General features: G+C 67.1%; 28 protein-coding genes. 2 read left to right on the forward strand and 26 right to left on the reverse strand.

All coding sequences use genetic code 11. The features are described from left to right. Window positions 1-18: 18 nt before the first annotated feature. Entirely contained in the window at window positions 19-1,617 is a 1,599-nt protein-coding gene (locus OC184_RS03065) for a bifunctional metallophosphatase/5'-nucleotidase (protein ID WP_265505723.1), read from the reverse strand. Window positions 1,618-1,727: 110 nt separating this feature from the next. Between OC184_RS03065 and OC184_RS03070 the strand changes: the two genes are divergently transcribed. Continuing rightward, entirely contained in the window at window positions 1,728-2,063 is a 336-nt protein-coding gene (locus tag OC184_RS03070; RefSeq protein ID WP_265505724.1) for a DUF952 domain-containing protein, read from the forward strand. Further along, window positions 2,060-3,118: a quinone-dependent dihydroorotate dehydrogenase gene (locus OC184_RS03075; protein WP_265505725.1), complete on the forward strand. Its 1,059-nt coding sequence runs from the start codon at window positions 2,060-2,062 to the stop codon at window positions 3,116-3,118. The genes OC184_RS03070 and OC184_RS03075 overlap by 4 nt, the downstream gene beginning before the upstream one ends. On the opposite strand, the gene cysE is transcribed toward OC184_RS03075, so the two are convergent. The 25 genes from cysE to OC184_RS03200 all read right to left on the reverse strand — a co-directional run bounded on the left by cysE (window position 3,115) and on the right by OC184_RS03200 (window position 26,007). Then, a complete protein-coding gene (cysE, locus tag OC184_RS03080; protein ID WP_378927035.1) occupies window positions 3,115-3,942 on the reverse strand; it encodes a serine O-acetyltransferase in 828 nt (275 codons plus the stop codon). The genes OC184_RS03075 and cysE overlap by 4 nt on opposite strands. 74 nt (window positions 3,943-4,016) lie before the next feature. Next, entirely contained in the window at window positions 4,017-4,727 is a 711-nt protein-coding gene (locus tag OC184_RS03085) for a DUF2793 domain-containing protein (protein ID WP_265505727.1), read from the reverse strand. Continuing rightward, window positions 4,717-8,598: a baseplate multidomain protein megatron gene (locus tag OC184_RS03090; protein WP_265505728.1), complete on the reverse strand. Its 3,882-nt coding sequence runs from the start codon at window positions 8,596-8,598 to the stop codon at window positions 4,717-4,719. The genes OC184_RS03085 and OC184_RS03090 overlap by 11 nt, the downstream gene beginning before the upstream one ends. Window positions 8,599-8,619: 21 nt before the next feature. Further along, window positions 8,620-9,057 carry an NlpC/P60 family protein gene (locus OC184_RS03095; RefSeq protein ID WP_265505729.1) on the reverse strand — a complete coding sequence of 146 codons (438 nt, stop codon included), beginning with the start codon at window positions 9,055-9,057 and terminating at the stop codon, window positions 8,620-8,622. Then, a complete protein-coding gene (locus OC184_RS03100) occupies window positions 9,050-9,877 on the reverse strand; it encodes a DUF2163 domain-containing protein (RefSeq protein ID WP_265505730.1) in 828 nt (275 codons plus the stop codon). Before OC184_RS03100 ends, OC184_RS03095 begins: the two co-directional genes overlap by 8 nt. After that, a complete protein-coding gene (locus tag OC184_RS03105) occupies window positions 9,874-10,506 on the reverse strand; it encodes a DUF2460 domain-containing protein (RefSeq protein ID WP_265505731.1) in 633 nt (210 codons plus the stop codon). The genes OC184_RS03100 and OC184_RS03105 overlap by 4 nt, the downstream gene beginning before the upstream one ends. An 11-nt stretch (window positions 10,507-10,517) precedes the next feature. Continuing rightward, window positions 10,518-11,165 (reverse strand): phage tail tape measure protein, encoded by a 648-nt coding sequence (locus OC184_RS03110; RefSeq protein WP_265505732.1) that lies wholly within the window; start codon window positions 11,163-11,165, stop codon window positions 10,518-10,520. Further along, a complete protein-coding gene (locus tag OC184_RS03115) occupies window positions 11,152-11,403 on the reverse strand; it encodes a rcc01693 family protein (protein WP_265505733.1) in 252 nt (83 codons plus the stop codon). The genes OC184_RS03110 and OC184_RS03115 overlap by 14 nt, the downstream gene beginning before the upstream one ends. After that, window positions 11,400-11,714, reverse strand: coding sequence for a gene transfer agent family protein (locus OC184_RS03120; protein WP_265505734.1), 315 nt, complete (start codon window positions 11,712-11,714; stop codon window positions 11,400-11,402). Before OC184_RS03120 ends, OC184_RS03115 begins: the two co-directional genes overlap by 4 nt. After that, window positions 11,714-12,127 (reverse strand): phage major tail protein, TP901-1 family, encoded by a 414-nt coding sequence (locus tag OC184_RS03125; protein WP_265505735.1) that lies wholly within the window; start codon window positions 12,125-12,127, stop codon window positions 11,714-11,716. Before OC184_RS03125 ends, OC184_RS03120 begins: the two co-directional genes overlap by 1 nt. A gap of 13 nt (window positions 12,128-12,140) precedes the next feature. Beyond that, window positions 12,141-12,560, reverse strand: coding sequence for a DUF3168 domain-containing protein (locus OC184_RS03130; protein ID WP_265505736.1), 420 nt, complete (start codon window positions 12,558-12,560; stop codon window positions 12,141-12,143). Further along, the gene (locus OC184_RS03135; RefSeq protein ID WP_265505737.1) at window positions 12,557-12,892 is read right to left on the reverse strand and encodes a head-tail adaptor protein; all 336 of its coding nucleotides are present in this window, start codon (window positions 12,890-12,892) and stop codon (window positions 12,557-12,559) included. The genes OC184_RS03130 and OC184_RS03135 overlap by 4 nt, the downstream gene beginning before the upstream one ends. After that, window positions 12,892-13,506 (reverse strand): head-tail connector protein, encoded by a 615-nt coding sequence (locus OC184_RS03140; protein ID WP_265505738.1) that lies wholly within the window; start codon window positions 13,504-13,506, stop codon window positions 12,892-12,894. Before OC184_RS03140 ends, OC184_RS03135 begins: the two co-directional genes overlap by 1 nt. Window positions 13,507-13,700: 194 nt before the next feature. Then, window positions 13,701-14,864 carry a phage major capsid protein gene (locus OC184_RS03145; protein WP_265505739.1) on the reverse strand — a complete coding sequence of 388 codons (1,164 nt, stop codon included), beginning with the start codon at window positions 14,862-14,864 and terminating at the stop codon, window positions 13,701-13,703. Between the two features lie 99 nt (window positions 14,865-14,963). After that, window positions 14,964-15,494: an HK97 family phage prohead protease gene (locus OC184_RS03150; protein ID WP_265505740.1), complete on the reverse strand. Its 531-nt coding sequence runs from the start codon at window positions 15,492-15,494 to the stop codon at window positions 14,964-14,966. 3 nt (window positions 15,495-15,497) lie between these two features. Beyond that, window positions 15,498-15,728: a GTA head formation protein, RCAP_rcc01685 family gene (locus tag OC184_RS03155; RefSeq protein WP_265500833.1), complete on the reverse strand. Its 231-nt coding sequence runs from the start codon at window positions 15,726-15,728 to the stop codon at window positions 15,498-15,500. 3 nt (window positions 15,729-15,731) lie between these two features. Then, entirely contained in the window at window positions 15,732-16,916 is a 1,185-nt protein-coding gene (locus OC184_RS03160) for a phage portal protein (RefSeq protein WP_265505741.1), read from the reverse strand. Window positions 16,917-16,998: 82 nt separating this feature from the next. Then, entirely contained in the window at window positions 16,999-18,354 is a 1,356-nt protein-coding gene (locus OC184_RS03165) for a DNA-packaging protein (RefSeq protein ID WP_265505742.1), read from the reverse strand. Next, entirely contained in the window at window positions 18,293-18,700 is a 408-nt protein-coding gene (locus OC184_RS03170) for a permease (protein WP_265505743.1), read from the reverse strand. The genes OC184_RS03165 and OC184_RS03170 overlap by 62 nt, the downstream gene beginning before the upstream one ends. A 242-nt stretch (window positions 18,701-18,942) precedes the next feature. Further along, a complete protein-coding gene (locus tag OC184_RS03175) occupies window positions 18,943-19,578 on the reverse strand; it encodes a phosphoribosylanthranilate isomerase (protein ID WP_265505744.1) in 636 nt (211 codons plus the stop codon). 3 nt (window positions 19,579-19,581) lie between these two features. Next, window positions 19,582-20,004, reverse strand: coding sequence for a LapA family protein (locus OC184_RS03180; protein ID WP_265505745.1), 423 nt, complete (start codon window positions 20,002-20,004; stop codon window positions 19,582-19,584). A 73-nt stretch (window positions 20,005-20,077) separates the two neighbouring features. Beyond that, window positions 20,078-20,362, reverse strand: a complete 285-nt coding sequence (gene ihfB, locus OC184_RS03185) for an integration host factor subunit beta (RefSeq protein WP_265505746.1) — start codon at window positions 20,360-20,362, stop codon at window positions 20,078-20,080. A gap of 223 nt (window positions 20,363-20,585) precedes the next feature. Continuing rightward, entirely contained in the window at window positions 20,586-22,265 is a 1,680-nt protein-coding gene (gene rpsA / locus OC184_RS03190) for a 30S ribosomal protein S1 (RefSeq protein ID WP_265505747.1), read from the reverse strand. Between the two features lie 419 nt (window positions 22,266-22,684). Continuing rightward, window positions 22,685-24,787 carry an ATP-binding protein gene (locus OC184_RS03195; RefSeq protein WP_265505748.1) on the reverse strand — a complete coding sequence of 701 codons (2,103 nt, stop codon included), beginning with the start codon at window positions 24,785-24,787 and terminating at the stop codon, window positions 22,685-22,687. 74 nt (window positions 24,788-24,861) lie between these two features. Next, window positions 24,862-26,007: an RsmB/NOP family class I SAM-dependent RNA methyltransferase gene (locus OC184_RS03200; protein WP_265505749.1), complete on the reverse strand. Its 1,146-nt coding sequence runs from the start codon at window positions 26,005-26,007 to the stop codon at window positions 24,862-24,864. Window positions 26,008-26,021: the final 14 nt, after the last annotated feature.

Raw genomic sequence — 26,021 nt, forward strand, 5'->3', positions numbered from 1 at the left:
ACGGCGCAGTTCGTGAAGCTATTTGACGGTGATGCGGCCATCGGTATAGGGCTCGTATCCGTCTTGCCGGCTGCCAAGATATTCTGCGACGACTTCGGCCAGATCTGGCCCGAAGTCATAGGCGTTCTTCCCCTCTGACGCGAACATGGCATAGCCATCGCCGCCACCACGCATGTAGTTGTTGGTCGCAACGCCATAAGTCGCATCTTCGTCGATGGGCACCCACTCACCGTCGTTCTCCACCATCACGTCGCTGATGCGAGAGCCGACTTCAGCCGCCGGATCGACGGTGTACTTCAGGCCGGCGACCTGGGCAAAGCGCCCGGCCTGCTCATCGTACTGGCTGGCGCCATTCTCCAAGGCGGCGATGATCCCGGCCCCTGTCAGCTGGAAGGTGGCCAGCGTGTTCTGGAACGGCAGGACGGTATAGACCTCGCCCATGGTCACCTCGCCATGGTCGATCGAGGCCCTGAGGCCGCCGCCGTTCTGAATCGCGATCGGGACGCCCTGATCCGCAGTCCTCTCCAGCATGGCATCGGCGACGAGATTTCCCATCTGGCATTCCCTTGCCCGACAATTCGCCCGATCGCCATCGATTGGCGCCACGGCGTCGGCGACCACTTTCTCGCGAAGTTCGGCGATGGGTTCGGCCATTTCCTTCACGCGCGCGGCAATCGTTTCGTCCTGCGAGACCGACGCGTCAAGCAGGATCGGCTGCCCCTCGGCCTTCAGAAGGTTCCCCTGATCGTCGAAGGTCAGCGTCAGGTGGCCTAGGTACTTTCCATAGGCATAGGCCTGCGCGACCGGCACGTCAGCACCCTCTGGTCCCTGCACCATCGTCGGATAAGCGCCGCTTGCACCTTCCATGTCACCTAAAAGGGTATGGGAATGGCCTCCGACGATCGCGTCCAGACCGGCAACCTCTGCGGCAAGTTCGCGGTCGCGGCCATAGCCGACATGGGTCAGGGCGATGATCTTGTCGACCCCCTCTGCCTGCAGTTCCTCGACAGAGGCCGCAAGGCTGTCGGCATCGTCCTGGAACACGACGCTCTCTCCGGGGGACGAGGTTTCGGGCGTATCAGTGGCCAACGCCGACACGACGCCGACCTTCTGCCCGCCGACGTCCAGCACGACATGCTTGGAAACCTTGCCCGCCAGCACGTTAGACTGCGAAACGTCGATATTTCCGGACAGGACAGGAAAGTCGACGCCGTCCGCAAGAACCGCCAGACCTTCTGGGCCGTCGTCGAATTCATGGTTGCCAACTGCCATCGCATCATAGCCGATGGCGTGCATGAACTCGACGACCTCCTTGCCCTTGTAGGTGGTGTAGAACAACGACCCCTGATACTGGTCCCCCGCATCCAGAACCAGAAGTCCCTCGTCATCGGGGATCTGCTCACGCAGTTCGCTGATCTTCGCGGCAAGGCGGGCGACACCGCCGAAGCATTCCCCGGCCCCCTCCTCCTCCGCACTGCAGGTGCTGTCCGAGCCGTTGATCGGCTCGATCCGGCTGTGCATGTCGTTCGTGTGGAGGATGTGCAGAACCGTCTCGGCCTGTGCCGTTCCGGCGAGAAGCGCGATGGCAGAGGCGGCGGCAAGAAGGCGTCTGATCATGCTGGGTCCCTTTCGGCCATGTCTTGGCCGGGACAGCTTGGCGCAGCCGAAGCCACCGGTCAACACAGCCGCATCTTGACCGCACCGCCCCTGACAAGGCAAATGCCGCAATGATGATCTACAAGATACTCCGCACGCCGGAATGGGCCGATCTTCAGGCGGAAGGCAGCAGCGCCGGCGCTCCGGTCGACGTGGCGGACGGCTTCGTCCACTTCTCGACCGCGGCGCAGGTGCAGGTCACGCTGGCCAAGCACTTCGCCGGTGAGGACGACCTTGTGCTGCTGGCCTGTCGGGCAGACGACTTGGCCGACGATCTGCGGTGGGAGCCCTCACGAGGCGGCGCTCTGTTCCCGCACCTCTATCGGAGGCTTCGGCTCTCGGACGTGCAGTGGTCGCGTCTTGTCCAACTGACCGCAGGCGGTCACGTCACAGGATCACTCGAATGACACTTGTCGAGAAATTGGGACTTGCCGCGCTCCATCGCCTCGACCCCGAGCGTGCGCACGACCTGTCGATCCGCGCGCTGGAACTGGGACTAGCCCCGGTTCACGGGACATCGGTGACGTCGGCTCGGCTGCGAACCAGACTGGCGGGAATGGACCTGCCGAACCCGATCGGACTGGCCGCAGGGTACGACAAGAACGCGCGCGTCGTCGCACCGCTTATGCGCGGTGGCTTCGGCTTTATCGAAGTCGGCGCCGCAACGCCGCGGCCGCAGCCCGGCAACGAAAAGCCGCGGCTTTTTCGACTGCGCGATCAGCAGGCAATCATCAACCGGTTCGGCTTCAACAATGAGGGCGCCGACAAGATCGGGCAACGCCTGGCTGCCCGTCCGAAGGGCATTCCTGTCGGCCTGAATCTTGGCGCGAACAAGGACAGCGTTGATCGTGCCGAAGACTTCGTAAGCGTCCTCGAAACGGCCGGAGTTTCTGCGGATTTCGTGACGGTAAACGTTTCGTCCCCGAATACCGAAAAGCTCCGTGACCTTCAGGGAGCAGATGCGCTCTCGGCCCTTTTGGGGCGGGTCATCGCGTCACGGGATGCATTGTCGCGCCGGATCCCGGTCTTCGTGAAGATCGCGCCCGACCTGACGGATGCCGAACTGTCGCAGATCGCAGCTGTCGCCCGGAACCTGTTGCTCGACGGCATCATCGCCACGAACACCACCTTGTCGCGGGAAGGCATTACCGGCCCGCATGCGACCCAGACCGGCGGCCTGTCAGGCCGACCTCTCTTCCAGCGCTCGACGCGCGTCCTGGCGCTCTTGCACCGCGACCTGCAGGGCAAGGTTCCGCTGATCGGCGTGGGGGGTATCTCGTTCGTGGACGACGTCTGGGAAAAGCTGCGGGCGGGCGCGACTGCGGTGCAGATCTACTCGGCCATGATCTATCAAGGCCTCTCGCTGGCGCCGCGGCTTGCGCAGCAGCTGGACGAGCGGCTGGAGCAGGCGAGGATCACGCTGCCGGAATTGATCGGCAGCGGCGCCGGAAAGTGGATCTAGGTGTAGTCCTCAATCCCCAGCAGCTGGTTCATCGTCAGCGATGGATCGGTGCATCCTGCATCGCCGATGACCCGCGCCGGCACACCTGCGACCGTCTTGCAGGACGGCACCTCGTGCAGGACGACCGATCCGGCTGCAATGCGCGAATGATGACCGACACGGATGTTGCCCAGCACCTTCGCACCAGCCCCGATCAGGACGCCGTCGCCGATCTTCGGGTGACGGTCGCCGTCCTCCTTGCCGGTCCCGCCAAGCGTCACCGAGTGCAGCATCGACACGTCGTTTCCGACAGTGGCAGTCTCGCCGATGACGATCGAGTGCGCATGGTCGATCATGACGCCCGTACCGATCGTCGCGGCAGGATGAATATCGACCCCGAAGCATTCGGAACAGCGCATCTGCACGAAATAGGCCATGTCGCGGCGATCCTGCTGCCACAGCCAATGCGCCATCCGATACGCCTGCAGGGCTTGGAAGCCCTTGAAGAACAGGATGGGCTGGATCAGCCGATGCGTCGCCGGATCACGGTCGTAGACGGCCATCAGGTCGGCGCGCGCCGCATCTCCAAGTTCGGGGGCCGCCGCATAGGCCTGATCCGCGATCTCGCGCAGGATCTGCTCGCTCATCTCGCCGGAGGCGAGCTTCAGCGAGAAACGGTATGCTAAAGCGGCTTCCAGGCTCTGGTGGTGCAGCAACCCGGCATGGACCAGCGCCCCCAGCAGCGGTTCACCCGCCACCGCATCTCGGGCCTCGTCACGCAACTGCGCCCAGATCGCGTCGCGATCCAGCGAAAGGGAAGACTTCTTGATATGCTGCATGTTCATCATGGGCCTGCCCGGACATCCTTTCACCCTCATAGCCTACATGGAAGGATGAGGAAACCCGGGCAGCCCGAAGTTCACGCCGGCAGCCGAAGCTCCAGCCAGTGGACGGCAAGTCGGATCCGCCCCGAGGTGAAGGTGCCACCCTCGGCGGTCACGATCAGCGGCTCGGCCTGATAATAGGCCATCGGCGTCCCGAGCATCCCCCGCGCCCAGGATTCGCGCTGCTTGCCCAGCCCCTTTCCGAAGCGGTCGGTCGCGCCCATCGTGCCAAGCCTCCAGCCGGTCAGGGTGCCCGTGATGGCGTCGACAACGCGGGCCGTGGCTCCGATCACTAAGGCGCCGCTCGGGATGACGAGATCCGTAATCGCACTCGACCCCGAACCCAACGCAACCTCGCCCTCGCCGATGCCTGCGATCATTCCCGAGCCCGAGGCGCCCATGCTCAGCGCGCCGACAGACCATGTCGTGCCGTCATGGATCGCCTCCAGGCCCCGGTCGGCCACAAAGGCGCGCATGCCACGGGCCGGCGGAAGGAAGATCCATCCGCCGTTGCTTCCTACCGCGATGCGGCCGCCATGCCCCGCCCAGATGCCTTGTGCCGCAGAGGGAACCCCCCAGCACTGCCCGTCCAGAACCGCCTCGGGCGGTAGCGCGGTCGAGATGCTCTCGAGCACCAGGTTCACCATCCCGTCCAGCCGCATCAGCGCCTCGTTGACGGTGACGTGCTTCTGCGCCTGCGCTGGCTGCAGCAGCGACATCTGCAGGCGGGACGTTTCACTGGACATCAAAGGTTCTCCTTGCAAAAGGGCCGCGCCCGAAGGTCTGCGACAGTTGCGCCACCTCGACGGTGACGGCGCCGGGCTGCAGTCCTGCCCACAGCGCGTCGGGGATAGTCCAGGCCGGGGTGCCGCATTGCACCTCGACCAGAGCGCGGTCGTTCTGTGTCAGGCGAAGCAGATACATCTCACCTTCTTCTCCCAACGGGACGTCGGGGCCGTCCCAGCCGTCACCATCGATCCGGCTGCGTCGGATCCAGGTGACGCCCCTGCCCTGCAGGCGCAGGTGACAAGGTGCATACGGACGCAGGCCGATACCGCGGGCGACCGTCACGCGGCTGCGATAGCTGCCATCGTCCGGCGCCCGCAGGGCAGGGCCGATGCGCCAGAACCGTTCCTGTCCGCGTGCCGAGGGCGGCAGATCGACCTGACGCGGCGCGCCGTCCAGCAGAACCACCAGACTGCCCGCCGGCCAGATGTCGGGCATCAGGGCGTCGGTTCCGGCCTGTCCGCGAAGCCTCTGGCTGATCTCCCACAGATGCGGCGCGACAAGTTCGGCTTTGCCGAACTGGATGACTTCCCAGTTGTCGATGCTGCCGTCGCCGATCGCCAGCGCGTTGGCGCCGGACAGCAACGCACGCTCGGTGACCGAGCGCAACTGATCACCGATCACGCGCAGGCGCAGCGGCGCCCCCCGGTCAACGGCGCCCGGACGCGCACGCGCAAGCGGCGTGACCGTGCGGCCGACCACGGATCGCCGTTCGGCCATGACGTTCAGATCGAACCCTCCCTCGGCCTCTGCCGAGGCATAGGCTGCGACGGTTCCCGGCCACGGATGCGCCGACACCGCAAGATAGGGCGCATGGGCTACCTCGTCGCCGCGCAGCAGCGGCAGGTCCATGAACACCGGGAAGACCGGCATCGGCGGCTCGTAACGCTGGATGCCACCCTGGTCGTGATGGCTCAGCCGCGGGCTGTAGAGGCCAGGGTCGATGCGCACCGCGTCCACGGTGATGGCACCCGCGCGTTCCACGCGGTCGATCCGCCAGCGCCGCCGTTCCTGGCCCGGCAACTCGGTCACGATAACATCCCCCGGCCCCAGATCGGATCGCGACGGCGGCAGGGCGAACCTGGCGGTGTTGCGGGCCAGTTCGGCTTCGGCGATCCATCTGTCCGCAATGGTACGGCCTTCGGGCCGCGTCAGGACCATCGCGAACTCGCTTTCCGACACCGCCAGCCGCGCATCTTCGGCAAGGTTCGCCTCTGCCGTGGCGACGCCGTAGTCGCCGCCCGCCGCCACGTGGCTCAGCCGCAGGCGCCCGACATTCGCGGCGTCGACCTGTCGCACGCTTTCGAAGCCCGTGACCTCGCCTGCGAGAGCTAGATCCTCGGGTCCGATCGACGTCCGGCTCAGCCCGTCGCGGGCGATGAACTTCAGCTCGCCCTCCCGCTCGACCGCGTCGAACCCATGCGCCAGCATCAGCGGCTGCAACGCGGCACGCGCTGACTCGCTGCCTTGCAGGACATAGCCGCGCACGATGCCCGAGATCCCCGAAACGTCGACTGCCTCAACGCCGGCCGTCCGGCAGATGTCCTTGACGACGGACCGCAGTGTGACGGAAGCGGCCCGGCCGTTCAGCCAATGCCCCCGCTCCCACGCAGGCCCGTCCGACCAGAGATCGTCCCTGCCAGGGAAGGCGGGATAGGGACGCGCATCCCAGCACCAGACATGAGCACGATTCAAGTCCAGCATCCGCATCCCGCCCCCGTTGTCCGGGTTGTTGTCCGGGTCCCGCCAATGCGCCATCGTCGCCTCGACATAGGCCGCTTGGATGGCATCGTTGCGAGTGCCGTTCGAAAAGTGCGGCAACATGCTCTCACTGCTCATGGCGTCCAGGAACTTGTTGGGCTGGTTCGTGGCCTTGTCTAGCGCCGCGCAGCCAAGCTCGGTGAACCAGATCGGCTTCATCCCGGGAACCCAGGCCGTCGCCTCGCGCTGGCGGATGCCGTTCGGCCGGTCATAGTGCAGGTTCTGCCACCAGCCCTTCAAGTCCTTATAGCGCCAGACCCACGCCTCGTCATAGGCGCCGTCAGTGATCGGCGTCCTGATCTGCGCATCGCGGTCGGCGTCGCTTGCATAGTACCAGTCATAGCCCTCACCGCCCGACACGTTCGCCCGCAGGTAATCGATGTTGTCGATCCGCCCCCAATGGGCATCCAGGTGATCGTCACCATCGCGCCAGTCGGACAGCGGCATATAGTTGTCGATGCCGATGAAGTCGATGTTCGCGTCCGCCCAGAGCGGATCGAGGTTGAAGAACAGTTCTCCGCCGCCGGAATGGTGGCCAAAATACTCCGACCAGTCGGCGGCGTAACCGATCTTGACCTTCGCCCCCAAGATCATGCGGACGTCCGCCGCCAGCTGGCGCAACGCCACCACCGCAGGATAGCTGTTTTCAGGCCCCCGGATCCGCGTCATCGACACCATCTCGGAACCGATCAGGAACGCGTCGACCCCACCGGCCGCCGCGCAGAGATGAGCGTAGTGCAGAATGAACCGGCGATATGACCATTCATCAGGTCCGACATAGCTGATCAGGTCGCCGTCACGCTGAAAGTCATTGGGCGCGGCGTGGCCAAAGAAGCGGTCGACCTCCTGCACGGCCGCTGCCGTACCGTCAGACGATCCGATGCGACCTGGCGCAATGCCAGTCGTGATCCGGCCGCGCCACGGCATGATGGGCTGCTCGGCTGCGCCGTAAGGATCAGGCAGCCCATTGCCCGCGATCTGCTCCATCAGGATGAAGGGATAGAAAACCGCCTTGCGCCCTGATTGCGCCAGTGCCCGCAGCCCCTCGACGACCGAGCGATCCGAGGGCGTCCCGCCATAGATCGGCCGCCCGTCCTTGCGCGCTACCTCCTCGGCCTCGGCGCGGCTGATGCCGCCAGCCCGCCAGGGCATCTCGGCGCCGTCGGCTTCCGCGAACTCGACCTTCGGCTTGACTCGGCATTCGCCGATCCTCAAGTCGCTGCCGAACCACGACACCACCAGGCTGACCGACCCGACACTCGGCAGCTCTCGCCCTAGGATGTCCAGCGAGGCCGAAAAGTCCGTGCCTCCCATCGGCGTGTTGCGGTTGAAGCTGCGACCCTGCCCCAAGTCGTCGTCATGATTGACCGGCGTCGTCGCCAGCGAATACTCCCCCGTTCCGGGGATCAGCGCGACGGCCCTGACATCGCGCGAGAGCCCGCTCCCGTCGCGGGCGGGGCAGGTCACTTCGAAGCTCAGTTGCGGCATGCGGTTGCCCCACCGCTCGAGGCTCAGGTTCTCCAGCACGACGTAGGCGATGCCGCGATAGGCCGGAGCGTCGTCGCCCTCGTGCGCCGAGATGATGGGGTCGGGCATCTGCTCGTCATCGCCTGGATAGACGCGCATGTTCAAGTCTTCTGCGGCAATCTCCTCGCCATCCGCCCAAACGCGCCCAACCCCCAGGGCGACGCCTTCGCAAAGCGCCAAGGCGACCGAAAGGCGATAACTGATCTGGGTCACCTGCGGCTTCGGCGAACCCTTGCCGCCGCCGGCGCCCTCGGTGCGCCGGATCTCTTCCAGGGGCGAGGCCCAGATGACGTGCCCGGGTACGCGGATCTGTCCCCAGATGCGCGGCACCGCCGCGCCTTCGCCAGCGGCCTGAATACGCAGACGGTCGATGCGCCCCGTCTCGACGGCTTTCGCACCGCCGCCCAGCAGGCGCTGATCGACCGCACGCCCGACGACGGCGCCGGCGGCGCGTCCAAGCATAGCGCCAGACATCCCAAGCATGGCGCCGCCAAGCCCGGACCCCAGCGAAGCACCCACGGCAGAGAGGACAATCGTGGCCATTCGGGCCTCCTTTGGATAAAGTCAGGGAAAGCTAAAGCGGGCCACGATCCTTGATTGCCAAGGCGTGGTCAGCGGGCTTTCGATGACACCGTGATAGGTGTAGGCGTGCAGGAACCTCGGCTCGGCCCCGGCCTCCGACAGGATGCCCAGATGCTTGGCAATGGCGCCTTGCCGCATCCGGAACAGCAGGACCTGCCCTTGGATTAGGCCCGCATGCGGCTCGACAGGAACCAGATGACGCATCGCCGCGAGCAGCAGGACCTCGTCGTTGCCGCACTCCGCCCAGTCCGCGGTGTAGGCTGGCGGAGTTTCTGGTTCGGCGCCGTGGACTTCTCGCCAGACCCCTCGGATCAGGCCCAGGCAGTCCGCACCGCAACCCTTGACGCTGCTCTGGTGGACATAGGGTGTTCCCAGCCATCCGCGTGCCGCCTCGACGACAGGGCACAGGGGTTCAGCCACGGCGACCTGCCTTCGGCGCCAGCAGCCAGTCCTCGGACGGCAGATGCGGGAAGCCGCGGAAGTTGATGAAGTTGGCGAACTTCAGGCGGCAGGACGTAGCGGACTTGTCACATCCTGCGGTCAGCCTGACCATGTCCCCCGGCATCGGAGAGATACCAAGTGCCGACCACAGCTCGATCACCCGACGGCCGCCGATTTGCGCGGTGTCGTTCTTGATCGTGCCCTGCAGCCCCTCTGCCGCGCCGGACAGGACCTGCAGGCGGCCGCTTTCGAACCAGTTCGCCGCAAATGCCGAAACCGACGCAAAGCTGAAGATGCGGCCGTCCTCAAGCCCCTCCACCCGATGTTCAAGCGACAGATCCGACCCCGTCAGATCGACCTTGCAAGCGGCGTCGCCAAGCCGTGCGTGGCAGCGGGGATGGTAGACACGCCCCTGTGGGGCGTTCAGCCGCTCGGACAATCCGCGCAGTTCGGCACGGAAGGCACCATTGGCACGCGACACGTCGCCAAGATGGCCCCGGAACACCAGCTTCCGCGCCTGGGAATCGGACCAGTCCACCTCCCACATGCACAATTCTGCCTCGTCCCAACGTCCCGCCATCAGGTCGCGCTCGGTAATGGCATCGTCGCTAAGCGCGCCGACCGCCTCCGAGTTATCCACCGACAGGCCGGTTGCCTGAACCAGCGCCCTGGCCGTCAGTCCCCGATCGGGTCGGAACTCGATCCCGTCAAACTCCAGCACCTCGTCATGGTCGGTAAAGCCCAGCCTCATGCCGTCAGCGCGGCGGATCGACCAGGCCCGAGCGATCATCGTCGTCATACCCTGACCTCCACGACCGGAATGTCCGGCACCTGCCCTGCCTGAAAAGTCGCCACCGAGACCGCGATCCGATCCGTATCGAAGCGCACCGGCAGGTCGAATTCGAAACCCGCCGTGATGTCGGCGCCGTTCTCCGGCGCCTCGTTGAACGTGATCGTCCCGGTGCGGTGATCGACCGCGTAATGTGTCCCTAGGAAAACCTCGTTCCCGCCGATGCCAGCCCGCACCGACCCTGTCACGGGCTTCGTGATGGGACGATGATAAGTTGCCTCGCCAGAGCGGTAGGCCTTCGTCAGGCGGAAGGTCCGCTCGCGGCCGTCCGCCGTCGCGATGACCTGGTCGTCGAACCGCGGCGTCCCGGACGGCAGGCAGCTCTTGAAATCCGACCAGTCCTTCCAGCGGAAGCCGTGCAACTGACCTGCACGCGCCTCGAAGAAGGCGATGACGGTGGCCAGATCATCCAAGGACCGCAGTCCCATGCCTGCATCGAAGCGTCTGCGTGCATGGGCCCACGGCGTGTTCCGCTCCTCAAAGCCGCTGGCCAGGGCGACGATCTCGGTACGGCGCTCCGGACCGCCGATCGCACCGAATGACAGGTTGGCGGGAAACCGCACCTCGTGAAAGGCCATGATGCCCCCCTTCAGCTGTTGCGTTCGCCGCGCGCCAGCACGCGCGACATCTGCGCCGCGATCTGCGACTGGCTCCTCTGGAAGCCCGCCACATCCGGCGTCTGGATGTTGAAGGTGACATTGACTGAGCCGCCGCCCCCGGCCGCCGCGACACCTAATTTGCCATCCGGCCCGCGCCGAAGCGGCATGATGGCCTCGGGTCCGGCTTCACCCATCAGCCCCTGGCCGCCGCGCATCGGAAAGGTCGCAGGACCCGAGACGACATCGCCGGCAACCGCCCTTCCATTCGCAAAGGCACCGCCCTTGGCGAAGGGCGTCAGGCCACCGCCAAGCATCCCGCCGATTCCGCTGGCGATCGATCCGGCCAGGGCACTCTCGACCGGCTTCATCGCGATGCCATAGACCGTGTCCGCTAGGGAGCGGCCCACGGTCTTCAGCGCATCCGACAGCTTGCCGCCATCCAGCACCAACCCGTCCAGCGCACGCCCCAGTCCGCGCTCCAGCCCCGAGGACAACGTTCCGACCTCGCGCGTGGTGAACATCATCGACTGGCGCAGCCGCGCCAATTCGCCGTGGAACTCGCTTGTCATCCGGGCGCTCTGCCCCAGATCCTCGTCCAGCCTGTCCAGAACAGAGCTCGCGCTCTCATACGTCGCCATCGCCCTCATCTCCTTTCTGCGCTGTTGCCATTCCGCCCGACGAACCGGAGGCATCCGGATATCGTGCCGCCAGGTCCGCAAGCCGCGACCGGGTCATCCGGGGCGCAAGCGTTCCGATGCCCAGCATCAGCGCCAGTTCAGCCGGCGTCAGCGCCCAGAACTGGTCCGGGTGCAGCCGCAGCTCGCGCAGCCCCGCGCGCATCATGCCCGCCCAGTCCAAGCCGCTGCCCGAGATCATTCCGGCACCCGGAACGCCAGCGCCAGAAGCCGTGCCGCCACCCTTGCGGCCTCCAGCGGCCCCCCGTCGATCTGCACCGACACCAGGTTCTCGGCCGAGCCGCGCCAGCCGCCGCCCCGCAGGCCCGCAACGATCACCATGAGGATGTCTCGACTGCCGAACGCCCCCTCGTCGATCCGCGCGACCAGGCCCGAAAGCCCGGTCGCGCCCAGTTCCGCCTCCAGCTCGGCGAGCGCCCCAAGCGTCAGCCGCGCGACATGCGGCTGACCGTCAAGGGCCAGGGCAACCTCCCCCCGCATAGGATTGGTCATCAGAGAGCCACGAAGGTCAGCAGTCCAGCCGACGCCAACGAGATTTCATAGGTCGCCTCGCCGTCGAAGCTGCCCGCATATTCCAGACCAGTAATCTGGAACGGGCCCTCGACCGTGCCGAAGTCGGGGATGATCACCTGAAACCGCGGGATCTCGCCGTCGAAGAACGCCTGCCGCGCCCTGCCGTCGGTCGATGCGTCGCGGAACACGCCCGAGCCCGAGACCTGCGCGCTGCGCACCCCGGCCCCGCCCAGCAGCTCCCGCCAGCCGCCGTCGCTTTCCAGGCTCGTGACGTCCACCGTCTCGGCATTGAAGGACAGGCGCGTGGCGCGCAAGCCGGCCACGGTCTCGAACGTACCGTCGCCCAGCATGTCCATCTTGATCAGCAAGTCACGTCCGTTTTGAACTGCCATTTGTCCAGTCTCCTCAACCCAGGTCGATGCGTGCGCGGAATGTCAGGTCGACCTGACGGGCCGAGCCGCTTTTCATCCGCCGCGCCGTGGCGCGCAGAAACCAAATTCCTGCCAGATGGCCGCGGGACAGCTCGAGGCTGCCTTGCTCCAGCGCGTCGGTCACGGCGACCGCAGCCGCCTTGATCGCGCCGAAACCCGCGCCGCCGTCGGAGCCGGCCATCACCGACACCACGAAGTCATGACGCGACCCGCGCGCGGTTGCGTCGCTGGCATCGCGCACCTCCTCGGCACCAAGCGAGACGAAGACGCCGCTTGGCGCATCGACGGGCATGGCGTCGAAGATCGCATCGCCGACCAACTGGTTCAGCGACGCGTCGGCGCGCAGGTGCTGATAGATCGCCGCTTGCAGGGCAACGCCCGCACCATAGCTCATGTCAGATCCTCCTCGCGGGCAAAGCAGTCGACAAGGCGCCCGCCGGCGTCGCTCTCGGCAACGGCCTCGATGTTGAATAGGCGCTCGCCCAAGCGAAACCGCTGCCCGGGGCGGGGCCGGCGCGGATCACCGACGGGCGCCGCGCGTGTCGTGATGCGCCACTGGACCACGCTGACCATGCCTGCGCCCGTTCCCTGCTCTCGCCCCGAGCGAGCGTCCATCCGCACCCACAGCCAGCCCAGTTGCCGCCAGTCGGTGCGATAGCCGCTCAGCCCGTCGGCGATCCTCTCCGGCGCTTCCAGCGCCAGGCGCGTGTTCATCGCGACAGGCATCAGCGCCACTCCCGACTGCCGCGGCCGGCAAGGGTGCGGACCGCCCGCCATTTCTCGATCAGCGCACTGACACCGAAGGGCAGCGCATGGCGGGCGCTTTCGCCCCCCCGGTCGTCGTAGTACCGGGCAGCCAACAGGATCACCGCCTGCGCCAGGTCCGCAGGGACGTCCGACCAGCTGCTTCCAAACCCGGCGGTGAATGTCACGGTGACGAAACCCAGGCGCGGGACGTTGGGCAGGATGACGCCTGCGGGCAGGATGATCGGCCGTTGCGTGTCGGGCAGCAGGCGCCAGCTTTCCGCCGGCAGCACCGCCACGGTCCCGGCGCCGTCATCGATCTCGATCCGCTCGACCGAGTGCACGGGCGCCAGCGGCAGGGACTGGCCCAGCCGATCACGCCAGTCGTCCAGCTGCATCCGGAACCGCCGCGTCAGCAGCACCTTGCCGGTGCGTCCTTCGATGGTGGCGATGGCCGCGCGCAGAAAGCCAGCCAGCGCCGTCGTCTCGGCTGCGTCATCCGGCCCGTCGAAGCCCTGGGCCAGGCGCAGGTGCGCGCGCAGGGCGGCCACCGGCAGCGCCTCCGCCGCAGGCGCCGTTTCCTCTATCAGCATCATCTCGCGAACCTCCCGTCCTGCCTGTCCGCATGTTCCACCAAGGGCAGGGCCGATGGCCCTGCCCAGCTGTCTCGGCCAAAGGGATCGAAGGGGGCGCGTCCGCACGCCAGCCATCAGCGCGCGCGGACAGTTGCTCTACCGGAACGGCCGACGCCCGTACGCGCCCCCTTCCCCTCACATGATCCCGCGGGGGATCAGGCGAACTTCAGCAGCTTGACCGCGCGGAAATCGGTCACGCCGCCGCCGACGCGCTTGGTGGCGTAGAAAAGGACGTGGGGCTTGGCGCTGAACGGGTCGCGCAGCACGCGCAGGTCAGGACGTTCGACGATGGTATAGGCGGCGCGGAAATCGCCGAAAGCCACCGCCAGCGCCTCGGGGGCGACATCGGGCATGTCCTCGCTGATCAGGACCGGATAGCCCAGCAGCTGCGGCACCTGGCCCACGCTCAGCGCATCCGACCACAGGAAGCGCCCATCGGCGTCCTTCATCTTGTGCACCCGCGCCGCGGTCTTTGAGTTCATGACGAACGACGCGTTCGCCCGGTACTCGGCCGCCAGCGCGTAGATGAGGTCGATCAGGCTGTCGGCGGGATTCGCGTCGTTGAAGCCACCCAGCGCGCCGGTGGTCAGGAAGCCGATCTGGCCGTCGGCCGCAGTGGCGTCCGGCATGGCGGCATAGGACAGGATGCCCCGCGGCTTGTCGACGCCGTCGCCGCTGATGAACGCCGCCGCTTCCGAGCGGGCGAACTTGTCGGCGATCCGTTCGGCCAGCCAGCCCTCCACGTCGAATGCCGCGTCGTCCAGCAGGCGCTGGCTGGCCTTCGGCATGGCCGACAGTTCGTGGACAGGGATGGTGATGCGCTCGATGCCGCCGGCACCGGTCTCGGCTGCCGCGGCCTCGGTGGCCCAGCCGGCGCCCATGTCACCCTTGTCGACCAGAACCTCGTAGGACGCGCTCTCGATGGTGACGACATTCGCCAGCGCCCGCAGCGACGAACCGGACCGCAGCACGGCCTGCACGGTCTCGACCACCTTCGGCGCCGCCAGGAAGCCGCCGTCGCTGGCGACGGTCAGCCCCTTCTCCTCGATGACCAGGCCGCGCAGGCCGTCGTCGTCGCCGCTGCGCAGATAGGCGTTGAATGCCTTTTGGTGCGGAACCTCGACCTCGGCCGTGGCGGACAGAGGGGCGCGGCCCCGGATGGCGGTCTTGCGGTCGATCATGGTCATGCGCTCTTCCTGTGCATTGAGCTTGGTCTGGATGTCTTCACGAAAGCCCCGGAGTTCGCTCACGAACCCCATCATGGCCCCCTTCAGGTCGGCGGACATGTCCCCGCCGCCCGCAGCCTTCACCTCGGTCATGGTCTTCTCCTCGTCGCGATGATCGGGGCCGCGCCCCTGTTGCCGGACCGCATCCGGGTCCGAACCTCTGGCGGACCGCGGCAGTCGCGGCCCGGAAACTCATTCGCCCCGCAGGGCGCAGGCAGCCTGCCTGAACAGGGCCGCTACCTCACGCAGATCGTCCGCGTCCTTGCGGCCCACCTTTGCCTCGGGCAGCATTGGGAAGGTGACCAGCGACACCTCCCACAGCTCGACCTCGGTCAGGATGCGGCGGCCCTTCTGGTCGCGCTCGGCGCGGATCGTGCGATAGCCGATCGACAGCCCGTCGATCGCGCCGGCCTGGATCAGCGCCGCCGCCTCGCGGGCCTGCGCCACCTCGGGCAGAAGCCGCCCCTTGACCCACAGGCCCTGCTCGTCCTCGCGGATCTCGTCCCAGACGCCGATGGGGCGGGTGGGATCGTGCTGCCACAGCATCCGCACCTTGTCCCTCTTGGCCGCCAGCCGCGCCAGCGACGCGGCGAACGCGCCGGGCATCACGGCGTCGCCCCCTTGATCGGTCAGCCCGAACAGGCTGGCATAGCCCTCGATCACCTGCCCCTCGGACAGGACGGGCGCCCCACCCGCAAACTTCACCTCAAGCCCCGGAACCATCCTTCAGCCTCCTTTCGGCGCAAACTCCAGAATTCCCTGGACGGCCTGGGTCAGGATCACGGCGACCACGCCATAGACCGTCATCCACAGCCGCCGTTCCAGCCCTTCGACCATGGCCTCGATCCGCTCCAGGCGCTTCTCCACCTGGCCGAACTGCAGCGCCATGATCCGCTCCTGCGCGTCGAACCGCTGGTCGTGCCACAGCCCGTCCTTGACGAAACGCGACCCCTCCACGGCTCAGGCCCCGTCCAGCGGCGGCAATCCCAGCAGCGCGCGCTTCTCGGCATCCGTGAGGAAGCTCGCCCCCGCGACCCGCGCCCACTGCTGGTTGCGCTCCTCGGCCAGCGCCGGCACCTGGTCTGGGTCGGGCCGCAGCTCGACCTCGGCGCCCAGGTGTTCGGACAGCCACCACGCGATCGACGCCGCCACCCGCGTGGCCAAGGGCAGCACCGTCAGGCGATAGAACGCCCGGTGCGCCTCGGCATAGTTCGCATAGGTCGCATCACCCGGTATTCCCAGCAACATCGGCGGCACGCCGAAGGCCAGCGCGATCTCCCGCGCCGCCGACAGCTTCGTTTCGTGAAACTCCATGTCGCTCGGGCTGAACCCCATCGGACGCCAATCCAGGCCGCCTTCCAGCAGCATCGGCCGCCCGGCATTGCGCGCACCCTGGTGGTTCATCTCGATCTCGCCCACCAGGCGGTCGTACTGCTCAGGGCTCAGCACCCCCTGCCCGTCGACACCCTTGTAGATGATCGCCCCGCTCGGCCGCGCAGCGTTGTCCAGCAACGCCTTCGACCAAGCGCTGGCGCTGTTGTGCACGTCCAGCGCCACCGCCGCCGCCTGCATCGGCGACAAGCCATAATGATCATCCTGCGGATGGAACGCCTTCACGTGGCAGATGGGGTCAGGGCTGCCCGTCATGTCGAAGCGGTGCTTGCGCCCGCCCACCGCATATTCGAAAGCGACCGGCCAGCCGTCCGCGCCCGGCACCACGCTCATCCGGTCCGAGCGCAGCACGTGCAACTCCTCGGGCAAGCCCGAGGCATCCAGCCCGACCGCCTCCAGATAGCCGTCGCCCGACAGCAGGATCTGCCCGAACAGCGCCTCGAACAGCTCGGCCCGCCCCTGACCCGGATTGGGCCGGCGCAGCAGGTCCAGCAGCGGATGCACCTCATAGCGGCGATCCCGGTTCGCGCAGACCAGGGGCACGGCCGCGGCAGCCTCGGCGATCAGCTTCACGCTGCGAAAACCGACGGGATTGCCCATAAAGCCGCCCCGCGTCAGACTGCCGGTATCACGCGCCGACCAGATCGCCCGCCCCGACCCCGAGGCCAGCGCCACCACCCGACCGGTCGCGCTGGCCTTCCTCTCCGGTGCAGGAGCGTTCTTGCCCTCCCGCGTGAACAATCGAAACGCCATGTTCGCCTCCATGCCTCGGTGATGCAAAAAGGGCCGCCCCGGCGGGACGGCCCTTCGTTCATTCCATCTTTTCCAATCGGCCCTACAGCACCCGCATCTGCGGCCGCCGCCAGCCCGCCGCCGGCTCGATCATCAGCTCGTGGACCGCCCACACCAGCGCATCCAGCCGGTCCGGACTACCGCGCCCCTCGAAGCCGCGCACCGTCATCTGGCACATCTGGTCCTCAAGCGCCCCAAGCGCCCCCCGCAGGTGCTTCACCCGCCCCTGCTCATAGAGCGCCGCCACCGGCTCGGCCCGCAGCCCCTTGCCCCGCGACGCCCGCAGCGCCCTGAAGGGCACCAGCGGATCGATCTGCCGGACAACGCTTTCCACAAGATCGCCGCCCTGGTTCACCTCGGCCACCAGCTTCTCGGCCCCGTGCCGGTCCATCGCGGCAATCGCCGCGCGCGCCCAGTCTGTCGGGCCGCCACGCACGCTGGCATCCTCCAGCACATAGGCCCGCCAATCCTTCGGCTCGCCCTGCGTGACCACGCCCGCCACGATGATGCCGCATTCGTCGCTGCCCGCGCCCCCGGTGACCGAGGGGTCGACCGCCACCACGACCCGGTCCAGCTTCGGCACCTGCGCCACCCGCGCCGTCTCCAGCATCGCCGTCGTCCACAGCGCGCCCTCGATGTCGTCCAGCAGCACGCCGTCCAGCTCCTGCCGCCCCAGCCGCGTCCCGCCATAGCGGCTCTCGACCTCGGCAAGGAAGCTTTCGGCCAGATAGGCGCGGTTTGCATCCGTGGGCGCATGCGTCACCACCGTGCTGGCGTTGCTCAGGATGCGCTTCAGGACGCCCACGTTCCGGGGCGTCGTTGTCACCACCTGCTGCGGATGCTCGCCAAGCCGCAGCGCGAACTGCAGCATGTCCCAGACATCCTCGGCCTTCTTCCACTTCGCCAGCTCGTCCACCCAGGCCGCGTCGAACTGCGGCCCCCGCAGCGCCTCGGGCTCGTGCGCCGAATAGACCGTGGCGGTGGCGCCGTTGGCCCAGACCAGCCGCCGCCGCCCAGCCTCCCAGACGGGACGCCGGTCTGGCGGCGAACAGGCCAGGATGCCGCTCTCGCCGAACACCATCACCTCTCGCACCTGATCAAAGGTCTCTCCGACCAGGGCCACGCGATGACACCGGCCGGGTGCGGCGGCGGTCGGCCCCTCGACCATCCGCCGCACCCATTCGGACCCGGCGCGTGTCTTGCCCGCGCCGCGCCCGCCCATGATCACCCACGACTTCCAGTCGCCCTCCGGGGGCAACTGGTGGGGCAGCGCCCAGAACTCGAACAGCCAGGGCAGGCTCATCAGTGCGTTCTCCGACAGCCCGCCCAGGAACTCCTCAACCTCCTCCGGCCCGGCGGAGGCAAGCCAGGCGGCGCCCGATCTCGTCTCGTGCGGCATCAAGGTCGAGGCTGCCTCCTCCGACCCCGCCCGCGATGTCCTTGCGAAGTTTGTCAACCTTGATCCTTTCCGCCATCAGCAGCTGGACGGCCTCGCGGACCGTCTTCGCCGTCTCCATGGCCTTCTTCAGCTTGGCGGGATCGATCTCCGCCGCCTTGACCGCCTCAAGCTCGGCCTGGTGCCCCCGAAGGTCCTTCACATAGTCCCAGAACAGCCAGCGCAGGACATCGATCTCGTCCTCGCCCTCGGCAATCTCGGGCACCCGGACGCCAGCCCCCGCAGGATGGTTTCCGGGCACGAAGGGTCCTTCGGGATCGCCTGCCCCGCCCCAGTTCATATCGTTCATGCAATCTGCCCCGCCTCGTGACCTGTCCGCACGAGCCGAGAAACAAAAAAGCGACCTAGGGTTGCCCCCCGGCCGCTTGCCCATTTCTCCCAGCATGCAAACGTTCTACTTCAGGCCGTTCTCTAAGTCAATCACTAACGTTCTGGTTGTGAACGGGTTCAAGATAATGCCTACTCGCCAATAACTTACCAGATGCAACACCCCCCGCGAACGCTGCGCAACACCCGGCGATAACAACCGATTTAGTTCTGAAGCGCCCTGACGAACGCGCCGATCCGCGCAACATCCTTGACGCCCGGCGCCGATTCAACGCCCGAGCTCACATCAACAACGCGCGCTCCGGTCAGCCGGACGGCCTCGGCCACGTTCTCGGGCGTCAGGCCGCCCGCCAGCATCCAGGGCCGAAGAAACCGTCGCCCGACCAGAAGCTGCCAGTCGAACGCCAGCCCGTTGCCCCCCGGCAGGGCGGCGCCCTCGGCGGCCTTTGCATCGACCAGCAGCATGTCCGCGACCAGCCCATAATCCGTCAGCTGCGCCAGGTCAGACGCCTCGCGGATGCCCACGGCCTTCATGACCGGCAGCCCGGTCAGCGCCTTGATCTCGGCAACCCGGTCGGGGCTCTCTTTTCCGTGCAGCTGGATCACGTCCAGCGGCACAACCTCCAGCACCCGCCGCAGCAATTCGTCATCGGGGTCGACGAACAGCCCCACGCTGGCCACGCCCACGGGGACATGGGCGACCAGCGCCGCCGCCTCCTCCGGCGTCACCGAACGCGGAGACCTGTCGAAGAACACAAAGCCCAAATAGCGCGCGCCCGCCTCGACGGCGGCCGCAACATGTGCCGGATCCTTCAGGCCGCAGATCTTGACGTCGGCCACCGCTCAGCGCGCCGCGGGCAGCTGTGCTGGCGTTGTCCCCGCGTGCGAGGGAACACGGGCGGCCGCGGGGCGGCGATTCGACGGCTCGTCCAGAATGGCCAGGACATCGTCGCGGGGCGCAGCATGACGCTCGCGCAGATGCCCCATCTCGCTTTCAAGACGCGCCACCTCGTCATGGCGCAGCCGTGCCTCGCGGCGATAGTTCGCCTCGCGCATCCATTCCCACAGCAGCCCCGCCAGCATGCCAAGGGCAAAGGCGCCGAAGATGACGACGAATAGCGGCACGGCCAGCGACCATGTGCCACCCAGGAACTGCCCGAAGCCGGCCGGGAACAGCGAAAGCGTGACCATCTCGCGGTTGGCCAGGGCCACTCCCACCAGGATCAGCGCCAGAAGCGCGATAAAGATCAACCGGATAAAGCGCATGGTCACTTCCTTCGTATGGTTGCGGTCACCGCCGCGGGGGCCGCCCTGTTATCACAAACGTGTTCTACGACGGTCACGCCTCGCCGTTCAACCTGTCGCGCAGCAGCTTGCCGGTCTTGAAGAATGGAACGTGCTTCTCCTCGACATCGACCGCCTCGCCGGTGCGGGGATTGCGGCCGGTCCGGGAATCGCGCTTCTTGACCGAGAAGGCGCCGAAGCCGCGCAATTCGACCCGGTCGCCGCGCGCCATCGCGTCGATGACCTCCTCGAAGACGGTGTTCACGATCCTCTCGACGTCTCGCCTGAAAAGATGGGGGTTCTCGTCTGAAATCATCTGGATCAATTCCGATCGGATCATGCTTTCCCCCAACTGGACGAGTCGTTGCTGCCGCGCGGGATGGACGAACCCCGGATTGCCGCTTTTCAGGCCTGTCAACGCGCGGAAGAAGTCACTGGTTTCACAGCGTTGCCAGCTTTGCCATGTCCGCGCAAGTCGCTTGCCGCGTTCCGCCGGACCGCCGGCAACAAAAAGCCCGCCCCGGACGGACCGGGGCGGGCGAAAGATCAGTCCTTAGACTGGATCAGTTGTTGCGGCTCAGCGCGGCGCCCAGGATGTCGCCCAGCGACGCGCCCGAATCCGAGCTGCCGTACTGGTCGATGGCTTCCTTTTCTTCCGCGATCTCGCGCGCCTTGATCGACAGGCCCAGACGGCGGGTCTTGGTGTCGATGTTGGTCACGCGCGCATCGACCTTGTCGCCGACCTGGAAACGCTCGGGGCGCTGGTCCTGGCGGTCGCGGGCCAGGTCGCTGCGGCGGATGAAGGACTTCACGCCGTTGTACTCGACCTCGATGCCGCCATCCTCGATCGCGGTGATCTCGGCGGTGACGATCGAGCCACGCTTCACGCCGTCAACGGCTTCGGCCATGTGCTCGTTTTCCAGCGCCTTGATCGAAAGCGAGATGCGCTCCTTCTCGACGTCCACGTCCTGAACGACCGCCTTGACGACGTCGCCCTTGCGGAAGTCCTGGATCGCATCCTCGCCACGCGTGTCCCAGCTGATGTCGGACAGGTGGACCATGCCGTCGATGTCGCCCTCGAGGCCCACGAACAGACCGAACTCGGTGATGTTCTTCACCTCGCCCTCGATGACGGTGCCCGACGGATGGGTCTCGGCAAAGACCTCCCACGGGTTGCGCATGGTCTGCTTCAGGCCCAGCGACACGCGACGCTTCGCCTCGTCGATCTCCAGGACCATCACGTCGACTTCCTGGCTGGTTGAGACGATCTTGCCCGGATGGACGTTCTTCTTGGTCCAGCTCATTTCCGAGACGTGGACCAGACCCTCGACACCGGCTTCCAACTCGACGAACGCGCCGTAATCGGTGATGTTGGTCACGCGGCCCTGATGGACCGAGCCGATCGGGAACTTGTCGGCGACCGTATCCCACGGATCGGCCTGCAGCTGCTTCATGCCCAGGCTGATGCGGTGGCTGTCCTTGTTGATCTTGATGACCTGGACCTTGACGGTCTCGCCGATCGACAGGATCTCGGACGGGTGGTTGACGCGGCGCCAGGCCATGTCGGTGACGTGCAGCAGGCCGTCAACACCGCCCAGATCGACGAAGGCGCCGTATTCGGTGATATTCTTGACCACGCCATCGACCGTCTGACCTTCGGTCAGGTTGGCGATGACCTCGGCGCGCTGCTCGGCGCGGCTCTCTTCCAGGATGGCACGGCGCGACACGACGATGTTGCCGCGGCGGCGGTCCATCTTCAGGATCTGGAACGGCTGCTTCAGACCCATCAGCGGGCCGGCGTCGCGCACGGGGCGCACATCGACCTGCGAACCCGGCAGGAAGGCGACGGCGCCGCCCAGGTCGACCGTGAAGCCGCCCTTGACGCGACCGAAAATGGCGCCCTCGACGCGCTCCTCGGCACCATAGGCTTTCTCCAGACGGTCCCAGGCTTCCTCGCGGCGGGCCTTCTCGCGGCTGATGCTGGCTTCACCGCGGGCGTTCTCGACGCGGTCCAGATAAACCTCGACCTCGTCGCCGACCGACAGGCTCGACTCTTCGCCGGGGTTCGCGAATTCCTTCAGATCGACCCGGCCTTCCATCTTGTAGCCGACGTCGATGATGGCCTGGCCCGCCTCGATGGCAATGACCCGGCCCTTGACCACCGAACCTTCGTCCGGCGTGTCGATTTCGAGGCTTTCGTTCAGGAGGGCCTCGAATTCCTCCATGGTCGCTTTAGCGCACATGCGTGTTCAGTTTCCTTTGTATCGGTTTTCCGGCCTGACGGTTGGCTCCGCCGGTCTTTATGGCGTCCATACTGGCAACGACAAAGGGTCGCGGCAAAGCGCCCGACCCGTCTGCAGCGGTCTGTTCTGACCATGTCGCCCGATTGACTGCACGCTCTATACGCGCCGACGCCATCGATTTCAACGCCAAACAGCCTGCCAGAAATGCTGTCAGTCGTCTCGGCGGATCAGGCCGGAGCCACCAATCCCTGCCCGGGATACCGCCGGCAGAACTTTAGCCAGTCTTCCCGTCGAGGTCGCTTCATCCGATCTGGTGCAGCCTGCCCGGTGCGGGTGCCTCTCCCCTGCGACACGGAAATCAGGCGGGTGTCCGATAAGCGCACCCGCCCGCCTCCCGCCCTCGGCTGAGGCGATGCCTGTCAGTGCCTTCGGCCGCCGGAGCCGGCCGCAAGCTGCCCTTCGACAAGCTGCGTCAACTCGGTCAGCGTGAAAGGCTTAGCCAGGAACGCGGCACCGGCCACCGGCGTCCGCCCCTCGACAAAGATGTCCTCGGTATAGCCAGACATGAAGATCACCGCTGCCGCCGGATGACGCTCCTTCGCCTGCTGCACCCAGGCCGGGCCGTCGAGGCCAGGCATGACCACGTCCGTCACGAAGATGTCGATGGTCCGCCCGCACGTGTCCAGAACCTCCAGCGCGTCCTCTCCGCTGCTCGCCTCGAGGACGTCGAACCCCTTCAGCTTCAGCGCCCGCGAGGCGAAGGCGCGGACCGGCGCCTCGTCCTCGACCAGAAGGACGGTGGCGCGAGAGTTGCCCTGCAGCTGCGATGCGGGTCGCGGCGCGGCCTGCGGCAGCGCAGTCACCGTCGCCGCCGGCCGCGCATGCGCCGGAAAATAGAGCGAGAAGGTCGTCCCCTCGCCGATCGCGCTGTCGCAGAAGATGAAGCCACCGGTCTGCTTCACGATGCCATAGGCGGTGGACAGGCCCAGCCCCGTGCCCTCGCCCGTGCGCTTCGTGGTGAAGAACGGCTCGAATATCTTGTCCAGATGCTCTGGAGAGATCCCGCAGCCCCTGTCCGTCACGCGGATGCAGACATAGTCGCCCTTGGGCAGCGTCACCCGGTCCCGCGAAAGCGGCGCGCTCAGCTGGACGTTTTCCGTCCTGACGCTGATGTCTCCGCCCTGGGGCATGGCATCGCGGGCATTGACGACAAGGTTCATGATGACCTGCTCCAGCTGGCGCTTGTCGGCGCGGATGGCGCGCAGCGCCGGGTCGTAGGTGATCGTCAGGCCGACGCGTTCGCCCACCAGGCGGTTCAGAAGATGGGTCAGGTCGGCCAGCGTGTCGCGCAGGTCCAGCGTTTCGAGCCGCAGGGTCTGCTTGCGCGAGAACGCCAGCAGCTGGCCGACCAGCGCCGCCGCCCGGTTGGCGTTCTGGCTGATCTGGTCCAGGTCGGCAAAGTCCGGGTCGCCCTTGTCGCGACGCAGCATCAGCAGGTCGCAATGGCCGCTGATCGCCGTCAGAAGGTTGTTGAAATCATGCGCCACGCCGCCGGCCAGCTGGCCGATCGCCTGCATCTTCTGGCTCTGCACGAACTGCGCCTCGAGCGTCTTTAGTGCGCTGGCATCCGACATGACCGCAATCAGCCGACCCGGATCTGCGGGATCGCGCGCGACCGACAGCTGGATGTGACGGTCCTTCATGGCGTTGGTGCGGGTGTCGGGGTGGCGCAGGCGCAGCATCTCGGTCAGGTTGACGGCGCGCCCGGCGCACAGGTCAGCCAGCCAATCCGCCAGCGGGCGGCCAGGCCCGTCCAGCAGCTCTGCCAGGTTCTGGTCCGCGCCATCATCGGCCAGCAGCCCCTCCATCAACTCGCGTGCGGCAAGGTTCGTCTGGCAGATGCGCCCATCCGCCGTCAGGCGCAGCAGCGCCACGGGGATGGCGTCGAAATCGTCCTGCGGCATGTCGCCGTCGGGCGCCACATGCCCCTCATCAAACCCCGCCCGGTGCAGCGCCCAGACCTGCAGCGGCGCATCCGGCGAACAGCTGAGCGACAGACGCTCATCCCCGGGCAGCTCGATTTCGGCATGGCCGAGCCGCATGGCCTTTGCCGACAGATCGGCCAGCTGCCCCTGCGCATCGGCGCGAAACCGCGCCAGCAGCATCAGGATCTGGCGTCCCGTCATGTCGTCGAAAGACCGCTGCGCGGGCGCGTTCTGGAACAGGACCAACCCGTCGGCATCGCAGATCCAGACCGGCTCGGGCGCCACGGCGACCTCTCCGCGGATCGCGCGGAGCGCGCGGCGGGCGGCGATCCCGCGCGCCAGATGCGCGGCCGAGACCGCACCGCCCAGCAGGTACCACGCGACCGCGATCGTCGCGACGACGACCGCGGCCACGCCGGTCGGGGCGCCGGGCCGCAGGGCCAGCACCGCCGCCCCCAGCACCATTGGCGCCAGCAGCACCGGCAGCGCCGCCAGTGCCCCGCGCGGAAGCCCCGCCTGTTCGTCCAGATGCGCCATGCGAATCGTCCTTCTGCCGTTCGACGGACCAGCACCTAGCGCGGCACCCTTTAATTTAGCGTTAATCAGCCTCTTCATTCGCGGCCGAGGATTGCCAGGAAAAAACCGTCGCCACCGCTCAACGGCGTCCACAGGCGATCCTCGACCAGCCGGAACCCCTGCCGCCGGGCCAGGAAGTCCGACACCTGCCGGCCGTTCTCGGCCGTCAGGACCGAGCAGGTCATGTAGGCCAGCCACCCACCTTGCGCGACAAGCGGCGCGACCCGGTCCAGGATCTGCGCCTGCAGCGCGACAAGATCGTCCAGGCGCCGACGATCCAGCCGCCACTTGGCATCCGGCGTGCGTCGCCAGGTTCCCGACCCCGAACAGGGCACATCCGCCACGACCAGATCGAAGCTGCCCTTCGGCCGGTCCGCGACCGTGACCCGCAGCCCCGCCCGCGCCGCCCGCGCCGGAAGATCAGCCATGCGCGCGACCGATGCGTCATGCGCCGTCAGCCGTGCATCCGGCTGGCGCGCACCGATGGCCAACGTCTTGCCGCCGCCGCCCGCGCAGAAATCCAGGACCGACATCCGCGGCGACAGGGGCAGGCGGGCGCACGCCAGCTGCGGCGACAGGTCCTGAAGCTCGACCAGGCCGTCGCGATAGGCGGCGGAGCGTGCGACCGTGCGTTCGTTCGCCGTTACCCGCAGCGCCGAGGGCAGCAGCTCGGACGGTTCGGTCCCGATACCCTCGGCGGCCAGCGCGGCGATGGCGGCGGGCGGATCGGTCCGCGCCAGGTTCACCCGCAGCCAGACCGGCGCGCGGTCCGTCATCGCCGCCGCAACCTCTGCCGCCAGCGGACCCAGGGCGGCCTGCCAGTCCGGGCGCAGCCAGTCCGGCAGATCGTCGGGAAGGTCGCTTGCCCGGTGCGCGGTCTCGGCCGGGGTCAGGGGGGCGGGGCCGTGACCCTGACCGCTGAAGATGTCGTCCAGGGGCAGGTCCTCGGCGCGGGCATGGCCGATCATCAGGCCGCGCCCGGTCAGCGCACCGCCAAGCGCGGCATAGCTGTCGCGCCGCCGCAACGCCCCGAAGACAAGGTCGCGCAGCGCCGCTCGGTCGCCGGACCCGGCGAAGCGGCTGGCCCGCGACCAGCGCAGCAGCGCCTGTTCGGCGGGGCTTCCGGTCAGGATTTCGTCCAGGACACCGATGGCGGCGGCGATGCGGGCGGCGGGGGTCATGACAGGATCGGGGC

Origin of the sequence: Paracoccus rhizosphaerae (assembly GCF_026162645.1) — a bacterium.
Classification (GTDB): Bacteria; Pseudomonadota; Alphaproteobacteria; order Rhodobacterales; family Rhodobacteraceae; genus Paracoccus; species Paracoccus rhizosphaerae.

Bases quoted from the DNA above. Each gene is read 5' to 3' on its own strand.
- OC184_RS03065 (WP_265505723.1), bottom strand. From the start codon at position 1,617: ATGATCAGACGCCTTCTTGCCGCCGCCTCTGCCATCGCGCTTCTCGCC.
- OC184_RS03070 (WP_265505724.1), top strand. From the start codon at position 1,728: ATGATGATCTACAAGATACTCCGCACGCCGGAATGGGCCGATCTTCAG.
- OC184_RS03075 (WP_265505725.1), top strand. From the start codon at position 2,060: ATGACACTTGTCGAGAAATTGGGACTTGCCGCGCTCCATCGCCTCGAC.
- cysE (WP_378927035.1), bottom strand. From the start codon at position 3,942: ATGAACATGCAGCATATCAAGAAGTCTTCCCTTTCGCTGGATCGCGAC.
- OC184_RS03085 (WP_265505727.1), bottom strand. From the start codon at position 4,727: ATGTCCAGTGAAACGTCCCGCCTGCAGATGTCGCTGCTGCAGCCAGCG.
- OC184_RS03090 (WP_265505728.1), bottom strand. From the start codon at position 8,598: ATGGCCACGATTGTCCTCTCTGCCGTGGGTGCTTCGCTGGGGTCCGGG.
- OC184_RS03100 (WP_265505730.1), bottom strand. From the start codon at position 9,877: ATGACGACGATGATCGCTCGGGCCTGGTCGATCCGCCGCGCTGACGGC.
- OC184_RS03105 (WP_265505731.1), bottom strand. From the start codon at position 10,506: ATGGCCTTTCACGAGGTGCGGTTTCCCGCCAACCTGTCATTCGGTGCG.
- OC184_RS03110 (WP_265505732.1), bottom strand. From the start codon at position 11,165: ATGGCGACGTATGAGAGCGCGAGCTCTGTTCTGGACAGGCTGGACGAG.
- OC184_RS03115 (WP_265505733.1), bottom strand. From the start codon at position 11,403: ATGATCTCGGGCAGCGGCTTGGACTGGGCGGGCATGATGCGCGCGGGG.
- OC184_RS03120 (WP_265505734.1), bottom strand. From the start codon at position 11,714: ATGACCAATCCTATGCGGGGGGAGGTTGCCCTGGCCCTTGACGGTCAG.
- OC184_RS03125 (WP_265505735.1), bottom strand. From the start codon at position 12,127: ATGGCAGTTCAAAACGGACGTGACTTGCTGATCAAGATGGACATGCTG.
- OC184_RS03130 (WP_265505736.1), bottom strand. From the start codon at position 12,560: ATGAGCTATGGTGCGGGCGTTGCCCTGCAAGCGGCGATCTATCAGCAC.
- OC184_RS03135 (WP_265505737.1), bottom strand. From the start codon at position 12,892: ATGCCTGTCGCGATGAACACGCGCCTGGCGCTGGAAGCGCCGGAGAGG.
- OC184_RS03140 (WP_265505738.1), bottom strand. From the start codon at position 13,506: ATGATGCTGATAGAGGAAACGGCGCCTGCGGCGGAGGCGCTGCCGGTG.
- OC184_RS03145 (WP_265505739.1), bottom strand. From the start codon at position 14,864: ATGACCGAGGTGAAGGCTGCGGGCGGCGGGGACATGTCCGCCGACCTG.
- OC184_RS03150 (WP_265505740.1), bottom strand. From the start codon at position 15,494: ATGGTTCCGGGGCTTGAGGTGAAGTTTGCGGGTGGGGCGCCCGTCCTG.
- OC184_RS03160 (WP_265505741.1), bottom strand. From the start codon at position 16,916: ATGGCGTTTCGATTGTTCACGCGGGAGGGCAAGAACGCTCCTGCACCG.
- OC184_RS03165 (WP_265505742.1), bottom strand. From the start codon at position 18,354: ATGCCGCACGAGACGAGATCGGGCGCCGCCTGGCTTGCCTCCGCCGGG.
- OC184_RS03170 (WP_265505743.1), bottom strand. From the start codon at position 18,700: ATGAACGATATGAACTGGGGCGGGGCAGGCGATCCCGAAGGACCCTTC.
- OC184_RS03180 (WP_265505745.1), bottom strand. From the start codon at position 20,004: ATGCGCTTTATCCGGTTGATCTTTATCGCGCTTCTGGCGCTGATCCTG.
- ihfB (WP_265505746.1), bottom strand. From the start codon at position 20,362: ATGATCCGATCGGAATTGATCCAGATGATTTCAGACGAGAACCCCCAT.
- rpsA (WP_265505747.1), bottom strand. From the start codon at position 22,265: ATGTGCGCTAAAGCGACCATGGAGGAATTCGAGGCCCTCCTGAACGAA.
- OC184_RS03195 (WP_265505748.1), bottom strand. From the start codon at position 24,787: ATGGCGCATCTGGACGAACAGGCGGGGCTTCCGCGCGGGGCACTGGCG.
- OC184_RS03200 (WP_265505749.1), bottom strand. From the start codon at position 26,007: ATGACCCCCGCCGCCCGCATCGCCGCCGCCATCGGTGTCCTGGACGAA.